The sequence below is a fragment of the Schaalia canis genome, assembly GCF_003858455.1.
GTDB lineage: Bacteria > Actinomycetota > Actinomycetes > Actinomycetales > Actinomycetaceae > Pauljensenia > Pauljensenia canis.
Genome location: NZ_RQZF01000001.1, coordinates 157,723 through 170,195, shown reverse-complemented (window position 1 = coordinate 170,195; position 12,473 = coordinate 157,723). Strand labels below are relative to the sequence as shown.

Below are 12,473 nucleotides of genomic sequence, written 5' to 3'. Positions count from 1 at the left end.
GAGTACACAACTACATGACCACGACCACCTCGCAGCCGGGCAACAGCACTCCTCAGGTTGCAGTGAACGACATTGGGTCCACCGAGGACCTGCTCGCCGCCATTGATGAAACCATCAAGTACTTCAACGATGGCGACATCGTCGAGGGTACTGTCGTCAAGGTCGACCACGATGAGGTCCTCCTCGACATCGGTTACAAGACCGAAGGTGTCATCCTCTCCCGTGAGCTCTCCATCAAGCACGACGTTGATCCCGATGACGTTGTTGCTGTTGGCGATCAAATCGAGGCTCTTGTTCTTCAGAAGGAAGACAAGGAAGGCCGCCTGCTCCTGTCCAAGAAGCGTGCACAGTACGAGCGCGCTTGGGGTCAGATTGAGAAGGTTAAGGAAGAAGATGGCGTCGTTACCGGCACCGTCATTGAGGTCGTCAAGGGCGGCCTGATCCTTGACATCGGTCTTCGCGGCTTCCTTCCCGCTTCCCTGGTTGAGATGCGTCGCGTCCGCGACCTCCAGCCCTACATCGGTCGTGAGCTTGAAGCAAAGATCATCGAGCTCGACAAGAACCGCAACAACGTGGTTCTGTCCCGCCGCGCTTGGCTTGAGCAGACCCAGTCCGAGGTTCGCACCAACTTCCTGCACACCCTGCAAAAGGGCCAGGTTCGTAAGGGCAACGTCTCCTCCATCGTTAACTTCGGTGCATTCGTTGACCTCGGTGGCGTTGACGGCCTCGTTCACGTCTCCGAACTGTCCTGGAAGCACATCGACCACCCTTCAGAGGTCGTCGAGGTTGGCCAGGAAGTCACCGTCGAGGTTCTCGACGTCGACATGGATCGCGAGCGCGTCTCCCTGTCCCTCAAGGCCACCCAGGAAGATCCGTGGCAGGCATTCGCCCGCACCCACGCCATCGGCCAGGTTGTGCCCGGTAAGGTCACCAAGCTTGTTCCCTTCGGCGCATTTGTGCGCGTCGAGGACGGCATCGAGGGCCTGGTTCACATCTCCGAGCTCGCTCAGCGTCACGTTGAGCTGCCCGAGCAGGTTGCCAAGGTTGGCGATGAGGTCTTCGTGAAGGTCATCGACATTGACCTTGAGCGTCGCCGCATCTCCCTGTCTCTCAAGCAGGCCAATGTTGGTGTTGATCCCACCACCGATGACTTCGATCCTTCGCTCTACGGCATGGCCGCTGAGTACGACGAAGACGGCAACTACAAGTACCCCGAAGGCTTCGATCCCGAAACCCAGGAATGGATGGAGGGCTTCGAGGCTCAGCGTGAGGCTTGGGAAGCTCAGTACGCAGAAGCTCAGGCACGTTGGGAAGCCCACAAGGCTCAGGTTGCTCGCGCTCTTGAAGAGGACGTCGAGACTGCCCCCACCGTTGAAGAGCAGGCTTCCTACTCCACCCCCGTGGACACCGCAGGCACCCTTGCCTCGGATGAAGCTCTTGCAGCACTGCGCGAGAAGCTGACCTCCTCCAACTGAGGTAAACCTCGCTAAGTAAAAAGGTGTGGTCCCCAAGTGTCATACTTGGGGACCACACCTTTTGTTGCTCTCAACGCGCCTAATAGCCCCTGTTGAAGATGTGGGTTACTTCACCGTGTGCACGAGCCATGCGTCTTTGCCTGTGCACGGTCAGGTAGCGGAAGCATGGCTAGAATGAATAGCGCATATTTGCCTATTGGATTAAGTGGAGAGAGTTTCCCATGATGAGTCGTCGCCGTCCTGCTCTTGCTGCCCTGTGTGGCGCGTGTCTTATCGTACTGAGCGCATGTGCAAGTACACCCGCAGACAGTGCTGCCGAAGTGAACACAGAATCATCATCAACAGCAAGCACTCAGAACGTTGCACCGTCTGACATGACGATCATTGATGTGCGCACACCTGAAGAATATGCTGAAGGCCATCTGGAAGGTGCAGTCAATATCGACATTCAGGCCGAAGACTTCAAGGAGCAGATTGCAGCCCTTGACCCCGCAGGGAACTATGCGGTCTACTGCCGTTCGGGAAACCGATCTGGACAAGCGGTTTCTTTCATGGAAAGCGCTGGCTTCACCTCGGTGCAAAATCTTGGTTCACGAGATGAGGCATCAGAGATTCTCTCGACACCTATCGTGAAGTAGCAGTTTCTTCCACGTACCTTCGAATCATATGCGCAGCTCCTGTGATGCCCGCATCGGCCCCCAAACTTGCATGTTCAATGATCAGATTGCGTGTAACAAGAGGATGGCAACGGTCATACAGAGAGCTGCGCACTGCTGCTACGAAGGGTTCGATTGTTGAGATGAGCCCTCCAAGAAACACTGCGTCAGGATTAAAAAAGCTCACGACTGAGGCAAGAATCTTGCCAAGATGATGACCAGCCTGACGTGCGAGCGTCGTAGCAAGCGGATCGGCTTCCTGGGCAAGGCGGACGAAGTCTGCAACACTCTGCGCTTCGCCGCCCTGTTCTTGATATTGCCGGAGTAGAGCCTGTGCTGAGGCCAGAGTTTCCAAGCAACCCATATTGCCACAGGCACAAGGCAGCGCTGCTTCACTGTTGGCGACGCGGGTATGGGAGATATCCCCAGATGCACCGGTTGCACCGTTGTAGGGCCGTGAGTCAATAACAATGCCGGTACCAATACCGCGGCCGATTTTAACGGCGATAGAGTGACGCAATGAGGGATGCTGAAGGTGCTCCCCGATTGCCATAGCATTTGCATCGTTGATGACGAGCGTTGGGACACCCAAGGTCGTTGTGAGTACCTCCTGCAGAGGATACCGACTCCAGCGGGGGAGATTGGCGCCCTGTTCAACCCAGCCGTTTTCGGTATCAACAGGCGCAGGAACTGAAAGACATAGCCCTGCAAGACGAAGAGGAACATCGGAGTCTGCGAGATCTTGGCGAATGTGGGCAACGATCTCCTCGATAGCGTGTGACGGCCCTTTCTTCGTGTCAATGGGGCGCTCAGCGACTGACAGGAAACGTCCGTTAAGGTCCGAATAGCCGTATCGAGCGTGTGAAGTGCCCAGATCCACCGTGGCGTAACAGGTACGCGAGTTGGGGGCTTTGAGGATTCGAGGTGGACGGCCGGCTCGTGTTGTTGCCTGTCCCTGTTCCTCCAGGAGTCCCTCATCTAATAGTTCGGAAACTTTTTGAGATACTGTCGATGGGGCAAGATTCAGAAGTCGGGCCAGGTCAGCTCTACTAATAGCTTGCTTGGTACGTACGGCGTCAAGAATGCGCAAGGTGGTTGAGTCATTTACTTCGGGCAATGAGGATGCGGCTTTATCGGTGACCATTGGAGTATTCTCCTGCCTAAAAGTTCTTATCACGACGTCGAAGGAAGTCTTCGCCGTCACCTAAATGTTACATAAAAATCTGTCCTAAGGGCAGAATATTGGTGTCATTTCGGCAACTTGTGTTGTATGCTCACTTCAACAGCAAAGTTCGGAACATTAATCGAACTAAGTTGCCAAGTCCGAATAAAAGGTGTTGAGTAACCGCACTCGCAGACTCAGTGATGAGGCCATCTTGCGAGATCGCAGTTTCTTTCTACCGGCTATACGGATTCACACCCCAACCGCTCAACCGCATGTAGGAAACCCCGCGTCAGGCAATGACTGCACTGAGGCAACTACTCCTACCTTCACCGTGACACGACATACCCCTCGTGACACAGACTTTCTGTATTTGCTTCAACGATGAGCATCCTTACAAGAGAGGAACGACAACCATGACACACCGCGCTCCGAAGATCACGACAGCGCTTCTCACAGCCGCTGCCATGATGAGCCTCGCCGCATGTGCCAGTGGAACCGACAGCAGCACAAGTGGTGCCGCCAGCACAGATGGTGGCACATCCAGCGAGAAAATCGCCGTCACCTGGGATATGTGGGCAGGCGGCGAGGAAAGCCAAAAGTGGGTCGAGGAAACAGCAGAAATTGTTCGCGCTCAGAACCCTGACATCGAGCTCACCACCCAGACAGCGTCATGGGGCGATTACTTCACCAAACTCACCGCCAATGCTTCCTCTGGCAACCTTGCATGCGTGACCTCAATGAACGGCCAGCGACTCAACACCTTCTACCAGGCACTCTCGCCCCTCAGTGACGAAGACCTTGCGATCGCAGGTATTGATAAAGCCGCCTTCACAGAAGGTGCCCTCGACATCCTCTCCTACGACGGTAAGCTCTACGGATTGCCCTTCGATGTCGCAGCAATGATGGTCTATTACAACAAAGACCACCTGGCAGAAACGAATACTCCTGAGCCCTCTAAAGACTGGACCTTCGACGATTTCGTTGCCACCGCCAAGGGCGCTACCACCGATGCTCGCAAGGGCTTCGCCGTTGGCATGGGCGAATTCCAGTGGATGGCGCTGCCCATCGCAAAGTCTGGCGTTCAGCCCGTCAACGACAAGAACGAACTTGACCTGACCAACCCCGCCTTCGTTGAAGCCGCAGAATGGTACGCAAAACTGGTCAAGGATGGGCTTGCTGATCCGGTTCCATCCGCATCAGAAGCCGGATGGGGTGAGGACCAATACAATGCCGGCAACGTCTCCATGGCCGTTGACGGAACCTGGAACGCCAAGTCCTACTTCACCAACGAAGCCGGATTCAAAGCCGGCGCGACCCGCCTCCCCAAGGGCGATAAGGGCTCGTTGGGCCTCATTCTTGGATCCGGATTCGGCATCGCTGCCAACTGTGAAGGTGCGGAACGAGAAGCCGCACTGAAGGTTCTCGGCTCCCTCGTCTCCAAGGACGCTCAAGACTACCTCGCTTCCTCCGGACGCTCCTACCCAGCTCTGAAGGAATCCCAGCCCCTCTACTTCGAATCCCTCGACGAGGGCATTCGCAATGATGTGAAGGACGCCTTCGACGCAGCATTCAGCGACGTCGTTGGGCAACACTCCACCGGCGTGTGGACCCAAGTGAACGAGTACTTCACTCCGAACCTCGTGTCCGTTTACACCGGCCAAATGACCATGACCCAAATGCTCGAACAGGCTCAAAGCCAGTTCGGCAAGTGAGTCACCCACTGAGAAATCACTCCCATGACTACGTCACCTGCTGCACGTCCACGGCGTAGCAAGCTGGCGAAGATCGAGTCCCGCCAGGCGCTGGGTTTTGCAAGCCCAGCCCTGGTGGGCCTCGCCCTCTTCACAGTTGTCCCCGTGGTGCTCTCGATCGTGATGAGTATGTACAACTGGCCAGCCTTCGGTGAGCGCACTTTCGTTGGACTCGACAACTATAAGTGGTTGCTCACCGAAAGCCCCGACTTCACGCCCGCAATCAGAAACTCCATCGTTTTTGCTTTGCTGTACGTGCCCACGAACATCATCGTCTCGCTCACACTCGCCCTCATCGTTGGTCCTCGTATCCGAGGCCGCAACGCCTTCCGAGTGCTGTTCTTCATCCCCGTCGTCACCCCCATGGTCGCGAACGTTCTCGTGTGGCGAATGCTCTTACAACCTCAAGGCCTTTTTAATGGCCTCGCGATCTCATGGTTCGGCATCGAACTGCCCTCATTCCTCGCGCATCCTCAGTGGGCCATGATCATGATCGTTGTCATGAGTGTGTGGCAAGGCGTCGGGTATAACATGTTGATCTTCTCAGCCGCACTTGAACAGCTCCCAGAATCAGTCATGGAAGCCGCACGCATCGACGGCGCCAAAGGAATGACGATGCTGTTCAAAGTGATTCTGCCAATGATGTCACCCTCGATCTTCTTCGCCGCAGTAATGACTGTCATCGGAGCACTCCAAGTCTTTGTCCAGCCTCAAATGCTCACCGGAGGCGGGCCCGGAAACTCAACTCTGCCGATGGTGATGTTCATTTACAACACCGGCTTTAAGTTCCAACAACTAGGCATGGCTGCTGCAGCGGCATGGATCCTCTTCGCAATCATCATCCTCATCACAGCCTTCCAGTTCCAAGCACAGAAGAAGTGGGTGCACTATGAAGTCTGATGTGACAACCTCGCGTCGTGGCGCCGAACGGAGGCTCCTCTCAAACGCCGGACTTCTTGGCGGAGAAACAACGATCTTCAAGGACATTGTCGCTAATGTGACGGTCTGGATTGCAGCCTTCTTCTTCGCTGCTCCCCTTATCTATGCGTTCTTCTCCTCTCTCAAACACAAAGACGAGATCTACGCAGTGCCCCCAACACTTTTTGGCGCCAAGCTTCGGTGGTCTAACTACATTGAGGTCTTCACCTACGGCCCCTTCGTCCGCTACATCACCAACTCCTTCATCGTTGCCATTCTTGGAACGATCGTTGTCCTCATCGTCTCGACCACCGCAGGATACGCCTTCTCACGCCTGCGTTGGCGCGGACGTGACACCGCATTCCTCCTGTTCCTCGCCACCATGATGGTGCCAGCTGAGGTGCTCGTGATTCCCATGTTCATCCTCATGCAAAAGTTTGGATGGGTAAACACCTATCAGGCATTGATTTTTCCCTTCGCCTTTGGCGCGTTCGGAACCTTCCTCATGCGCCAATTCATGCGCGGGATCCCCTTCGAACTTGAAGAGGCCGCGCGCGTTGACGGTGCCGGCCCATTCCGCACCTTCTTCACCATCATCCTCCCTCTGACAAAGTCAGCAATTGCTGTGCTGGCCGTCTTCACCTTCATGGGCTTTTGGAACTCCTACCTGTGGCCGTTGATTGTCACCGTTGACTACAACTCCCTGGGTACGCTGCCCATCGGTCTTGCCTCCTTCTCCACACAGGAAGGCACACGGATGGACCTCCAGATCGCAGCCTCTATCGTGTCAATGATCCCCACGACGATCCTTGTCATTGCACTGCAAAAGCACCTCATCAAGGGCATTGCCATGTCAGGCATGGGCGGACGCTAAGCAAACAGTACCGATCGGACAGAGTCCGCAACTGCCTTGCCCCGCATCACCCAGTCACTACCACTCACTCCTGTTAAAGGAAAGACGCCATTATGACTGCACCTCGCATCGCCATTTGCGGCATTCATATCGAAAGCTCAACCTTCACGCCCTACATTTCCACGGAAAAAGACTTCACCATCACCCGAGGAGACCAGCTTCTCGCACGGTACGAGTGGATGGACACGGCATGGGCACAATCAATTGAGTGGATTCCCATCCTTCACGCCCGCGCCCTGCCCGGAGGGGTCGTCGAGCGCCGCTGCTATGACGAGTGGAAGACAGAAATCTGTCAAGGGCTCGCCGCCTGTGGGCACATCGATGGACTCTTCTTCGATATTCACGGAGCAATGAGTGTTGAAGGGCTTGACGACGCCGAAGGCGATCTCATTTCGTCCATTCGTACGATCATCGGCACAGGACCCATGGTGTCAGCCTCGATGGACCTTCACGGTAACGTCTCGCATACCCTCTTCGAAGGATGCGATCTTTTGACTTGCTACCGGATGGCTCCCCACGAGGACGCCTGGGAATCTCGCGAACGTGCAGCACGAAACCTCGTTGAGCGCTTGCTTGCAGGCCAGCCTAAACCAGCCAAAGCTCTTGTTCACGTTCCAATTCTTCTGCCCGGCGAAAAGACCTCGACCCGTATCGAGCCCGCCAAAAGCCTCTACGCAATGATCCCGGGCATCGAAGCAATGGAAGGGATCACGGACGCAGCCATATGGATTGGTTTTGCGTGGGCCGATCAGCCGCGCTGCAAGGGGGCAGTCGTTGTCTATGGCGACGACCCCGAAAAAGTCACCACACAAGCCGAAGCGCTGGGCCAGGCATTCTGGAACTACGCCGAGGATTTCGTGTTTGTTGCGCCTGTGGCAACCATGGAAGAGTGCCTTGAGCACGCGTTAACAGCGCCACGCCCGTTCTTCATTTCCGATTCGGGAGACAACCCCGGTGCTGGTGGAGCCGATGACGTCACCGTTGCGCTTCATTCTTTGCTGCAGTGGCCACCGGTCCAAAATGCGTCACTCTCAGTGATTCATGCCTCCATCGTTGACCCCGATGCGGTCGCCCGCTGTTGGGAAGCCGGAGTTGGAGCGCAGCTTCAAGTTGAGGTGGGTGGCCATATCGATACGCGCGCCCCCGGCCCTCAGCTCATCGACGCGACCGTCTCCGCCCTCGTAGACGATCCTCAGGGAGGACACACTGCTGCGCTTGTCACCGGCGGGCTAACTCTCATTGTCACGACTCGGCGTAATCAATACACCGAGCATGAACAGTTTGCACGGCTGGGACTAGACGTGCGCAATGCTGACGTAGTGGTTGTCAAGATCGGCTATCTTGAGCCAGATCTCTACGATGCGCAAGCTGATTGGCTGATGGCCCTCACCCCCGGAGGGGTCGATCAAGACCTTCTGCGTCTCGGTCACCAACATATTGACCGTCCAATGTATCCCTTTGATCCATCGATGGACCCTGGCCCTTTGCGCGCGAGAGTTGTCGTCCCATGACAAACCTATACGCAGGTATCGACATTGGCGGCACCTCAACTAAATGGATGATTGTCAACAGCTCCGGTCAGATTGTTGCCGACGGACACTACGACTCACAAGGGAATATTGTCACCAAGGTCGAAGCTCTTGCTGCTGATCTTGTCTCCAAATATCCGCACATCACGGGTGTCGGAGTTATTTGCCCGGGAATCGTCGATGAAAACTCCGGCACAGTTGTGTATGCCGCCAATCTTGAGCTTGCCGGTGTGCCCCTCGCAGATGCCGTTGCACACGCCACGAAGCGGCCAACGTTTCTTGGACACGACGGGCGGGCAGCGGGGCTTGCCGAAGCTGTCCTTGGCGCAGGTAGGGGAGCTTCATCCTTCATCATGATGCCCATTGGGACTGGAATCTCCGTAGCTCTTATGCTCAATGGGGGACTGTGGTCAGGGCAAACATTTTGCGCGGGCGAAGTTGGGCATGCGCCGATATTCCTTGACGGTGAGGAATGCCGTTGCGGGCAGCGAGGCTGCTTGGAGGTCTACGCGTCGGCCAAAGGGATCGCGCGGCGCTATGCGCGATTGAGTGGCCACGACATTGGCGCGAAAGCCATTGAAGAACGTCTTGACGACGACCTCATCGCCCGCGACGTCTGGACTACTGCGGTTGCCGCACTGGCGATGAGCCTTGCCCATCTTGTACTTGCAGTTGATCCTGAAAGAATCATCATCGGTGGTGGGCTGTCGCATGCGGGAGACACACTGTTGCTTCCTATCCAGCATCATCTCGATGAGCTTTTACGATGGCGCGAAGCTCCTCCCTTGGTGACGGCAGAGCTTGGCGGTGCGGCAGGACGTTGGGGCGCAGCTATCCTCGGCTGTCAAGCGTCCGAGTCCACAGACTATGAGAGGTGGTCAGTGTGACCCTTGTCGAGATATGTGTTGATGATCTTGAAGGCGCGGTGAACGCATACAATGGCGGCGCGGATCGCCTTGAACTCTGCCGAGAGATCGAGTGTGGCGGCCTGACTCCTACAGACGAGGTGGTTACCGCCGCACTTGAGTACGGACCGTCTGGTGGAATTCAGATACTCGTTCGCCCGAGGGCAGGTGATTTCTTCCATTCAGATGAGGAAGTCTCTGTCCTATGCACCGATATTGCGCGCCTACACACTCTGACAGAGGATGCTGAGATTCCTGTTGGCTTCGTCGTCGGAGCATTGAACCGCGATTTCACCATCAATGAGGACGCGGCGCTGCGTATGAGGGAAGCAGCGGGGGAGAGGCCTCTTACTTTCCACCGCGCCTTCGATATGGTGCCAGACATTGGTAAAGGCCTAGAGACACTCCTTCGCCTGGGGTATGAGCGAGTCTTGACCACTGGTGGTCACCCGCAGCTTGCACAGCCCACGGTACTGGCGCAAATGGTGGAACAGGTGGGAGAAGCCCTGATTATCCTCGGCTCGGGAGGGCTACGTGCCCACAACGTTGCCGAAACTATCGCGTTGACAGGGGTTCTGGAAGTGCACATGCGCGCACCTGGGCCGCAAGGCTACGGCACTGATCAAAAGGCTGTGGAGGAAATCATGCAGCAGGTTCGGAGTGCCGATCAGCAGCGGGTTTAGACTACCGTCATGGTTGTGTCCTCCCCCTTGCATGTTGGCGGTGCCTCTGCCCATCTCCTTCGCCCGTGGGCAAATTCTTCATCGCGCCCCTTAATCGTTGCGATCTCGGGTGGGATTGGCTCGGGAAAAACCACTTTCGCACGAGCTCTTGCTCCTTTCGCCGCCGCCTACGCTGACGCCGATCAATTGGCCCGCGATGTTGTCATGCCCGGCACTCCCGGACTGATGGCCTTAGTCGAGCGTTTCGGCAGTAAAATTCTCAACGAAGACGGCACTTTGAATCGCCAGCAGTTGGCCGGACTCATTTTTGGAGATTCCGCATTACGCGCCGAGGTTGAGCAGATCATGCATCCTCTCATTGCTCAGGAAGCGCGTGCCCTACTCAGTACTGCCCCTGCTGAGGGAATGGCGGTATATGATGTGCCGCTCATTCGAAACGCTGAAGAAGCTGCTCCTTTTGATGTTGTCATCATGGTGGGGGCGCCACTGGAGGAAAAACTCACGCGCCTTGTTTCCCGCGGCCTTTCACCTGACGATGCTCAGCAACGCATTGCGGCGCAGATTGATGATGCGACGCGCCGTGAGTACGCCTCGGTGTGGGTGGACAACACCGGAACTCAAAGCGATCTTGAAGGCTTGGCCGAAGTGGTAGTGAAGACGTGGCTTCTTCCAACCGTGATGTAATACCGCCAAGGATGCCCACGTTTTACGCAGGCATCCTGGCAATGTCACAAGCTGATCTTTAACGAAGGATCCACAGGGTTTCCCAGGGACGCAATACCCCGCTGTCGCGCTGCTCGTGGGCGTCAGGATAGTTTGATAGAAGAATCTCACCCTCAGGGCATTCGATCTCATATGCCTCATCGGACATATTTGCGAGCGCCTCAAGGACATGCCCATCCCATTCCCGGCGCACCCACCACAGGCGCTGGTCGTCCTCGTGGAGAAGCATAAAAGTGCCGTCAACGAGGATCGGATGTTCCTTGCGCAGTGCGATCATCCGTTGGTAGAAGCTAAATGTTGACGAGGGATCAGCGGTCTGCTGGGCGGCGTTGACATGCGTGTAAGCAGGATGGACGGGAAGCCATGGTGTCCCTGTTGTGAAACCGCCATGGTCGCTGTCATCCCACTGTAGGGGAGTGCGCGCATTATCACGGCTCATGGCGACGATTCCTGGCCACACCTGGTCTGGCTGCTGCCCACCAAGCTCCACACATTCACGCCAGTAATTGAGCGTCTCAAGGTCGTTGAATTGGTGGAGGTCCTGCCAGGGGAAGTTCCCCATTCCGAGTTCTTCACCCTGGTAGACAAAAGGGGTTCCCTGGTGTGCGTGCAGCATCGCACCCCACGCACAGGCTGACTCGTGCCGGTAGGTAAGGTCATTTCCGTAACGGGAAACCGGACGAGGCTGATCGTGATTCGACAGATACAGGGAGTTCCAGCCGCGGTTGTGCAGGCTTCTGGTCCAGTGTGCGAGGTTACGCTTCATGTCTGGCAGGTGGAGGGCGCGCGGATGGAACTTATCCCCATCGCGGCTGTCCAATCCCATGTGTTCAAACTGGAAGACCATGTCAAGCTCACGACGTTCCGGATGGGAGGTCAATGATGCTTGATCTGGGGTTGCCCCAGGGGCTTCACCCACAGTGAAAAACACGCAATCTGGGTAGGCGTCAAAGACCTCTCGATGCATTTCTTGCATGTAGTCGTGGAAACGTGGCCCAAACATTGCACGATCCAGTCCTCCAGGGCCGTCCTCGTACAGGTTGTCAGGCTTGGAGATGAGATTGATGACGTCCATGCGGAAACCGTCAACACCGCGGTCGCACCAGCGACGCATCATGGCGTAGATTGCCTGGCGAACCTCTGGATTTTCCCAGTTGAGATCTGGTTGTTCAGGAGCAAAAAGGTGCATGTAGTAGGACTGGGACTCGTTGTGCCAGCTCCACACCGGCCCGGAGAAGGCGCTTCGCCACTGATTCGGTTCGTCACCGCGCCACTGACCGGGCCCTGCGTTCTCGTCGGGCTGGCATTCGCTACGTGCTGCCCGCCAGATGTACCAGTCTCGTTTCGGTGACGAAGGGTCTTGACTCTCAATGAACCACGGGTGATCGCTGGACGTGTGGTTCACGACAAGATCCATGACTAGTTTCATGCCCCGTGCGTGAAGGGCGGAAATGAGTTCATCGATGTCATCCATAGAACCAAACATGGGGTCAATGGCATCGTAATCGGCAATGTCATAGCCGTTGTCACGCATGGGGGAGCGGTAGACGGGCGAGAGCCACACGATCTCTACACCAAGATCGGCCAGATATGGGACGCGGCGAGTGATGCCAGGAATGTCCCCGATGCCGTCACCATTGGTGTCTTGGAAAGAACGAGGGTAGACCTGGTAGACGGTGGAGTCCTTCCACCAGGGGGTTGCGCTGGAGTGTGCCAGTGTCATTGTTCCTCGCTTCTTAGACTTGCTAGTGGTGC

The 12,473-nt window shown here is 56.2% G+C and carries 11 protein-coding genes; 9 read left to right on the top strand and 2 right to left on the bottom strand.

What is annotated here, in order from left to right; all coding sequences use genetic code 11:
* Positions 1 to 14 precede the first annotated feature (14 nt).
* The gene (gene rpsA, locus EII11_RS00725) at positions 15 to 1,475 is read left to right on the top strand and encodes a 30S ribosomal protein S1 (protein ID WP_124867598.1); all 1,461 of its coding nucleotides are present in this window, start codon (positions 15 to 17) and stop codon (positions 1,473 to 1,475) included.
* Positions 1,476 to 1,696: 221 nt separating this feature from the next.
* A complete protein-coding gene (locus EII11_RS00720; RefSeq protein ID WP_240622992.1) occupies positions 1,697 to 2,113 on the top strand; it encodes a rhodanese-like domain-containing protein in 417 nt (138 codons plus the stop codon).
* On the opposite strand, the gene EII11_RS00715 is transcribed toward EII11_RS00720, so the two are convergent.
* Positions 2,100 to 3,275: an ROK family protein gene (locus EII11_RS00715; protein WP_124867596.1), complete on the bottom strand. Its 1,176-nt coding sequence runs from the start codon at positions 3,273 to 3,275 to the stop codon at positions 2,100 to 2,102. The two genes, EII11_RS00720 and EII11_RS00715, sit on opposite strands and share 14 nt — an antisense overlap.
* A 434-nt stretch (positions 3,276 to 3,709) precedes the next feature.
* Here EII11_RS00715 and EII11_RS00710 point away from each other — a divergent pair, with 434 nt between their 5' ends.
* The 7 genes from EII11_RS00710 (at position 3,710) to coaE (ending at position 10,679) form a co-directional block, all read left to right on the top strand.
* Positions 3,710 to 5,008 (top strand): ABC transporter substrate-binding protein, encoded by a 1,299-nt coding sequence (locus EII11_RS00710; protein ID WP_205649183.1) that lies wholly within the window; start codon positions 3,710 to 3,712, stop codon positions 5,006 to 5,008.
* Between the two features lie 24 nt (positions 5,009 to 5,032).
* On the top strand, positions 5,033 to 5,947 hold the full coding sequence (locus tag EII11_RS00705) for a carbohydrate ABC transporter permease (RefSeq protein ID WP_124867594.1): 915 nt from the start codon (positions 5,033 to 5,035) through the stop codon (positions 5,945 to 5,947).
* Entirely contained in the window at positions 5,937 to 6,839 is a 903-nt protein-coding gene (locus EII11_RS00700) for a carbohydrate ABC transporter permease (RefSeq protein WP_124867592.1), read from the top strand. Before EII11_RS00705 ends, EII11_RS00700 begins: the two co-directional genes overlap by 11 nt.
* A gap of 92 nt (positions 6,840 to 6,931) precedes the next feature.
* A complete protein-coding gene (locus EII11_RS00695; RefSeq protein ID WP_124867590.1) occupies positions 6,932 to 8,389 on the top strand; it encodes a M81 family metallopeptidase in 1,458 nt (485 codons plus the stop codon).
* A complete protein-coding gene (locus EII11_RS00690; RefSeq protein WP_124867588.1) occupies positions 8,386 to 9,294 on the top strand; it encodes an ROK family protein in 909 nt (302 codons plus the stop codon). The genes EII11_RS00695 and EII11_RS00690 overlap by 4 nt, the downstream gene beginning before the upstream one ends.
* Positions 9,291 to 9,995 (top strand): copper homeostasis protein CutC, encoded by a 705-nt coding sequence (locus EII11_RS00685; protein ID WP_124867587.1) that lies wholly within the window; start codon positions 9,291 to 9,293, stop codon positions 9,993 to 9,995. Before EII11_RS00690 ends, EII11_RS00685 begins: the two co-directional genes overlap by 4 nt.
* Before the next feature lie 9 nt (positions 9,996 to 10,004).
* A complete protein-coding gene (gene coaE, locus EII11_RS00680) occupies positions 10,005 to 10,679 on the top strand; it encodes a dephospho-CoA kinase (protein ID WP_124867585.1) in 675 nt (224 codons plus the stop codon).
* A gap of 58 nt (positions 10,680 to 10,737) precedes the next feature.
* On the opposite strand, the gene EII11_RS00675 is transcribed toward coaE, so the two are convergent.
* Complete coding sequence (locus EII11_RS00675) at positions 10,738 to 12,441, bottom strand: alpha-glucosidase (protein ID WP_124867583.1); 1,704 nt, start codon at positions 12,439 to 12,441, stop codon at positions 10,738 to 10,740.
* Positions 12,442 to 12,473: the final 32 nt, after the last annotated feature.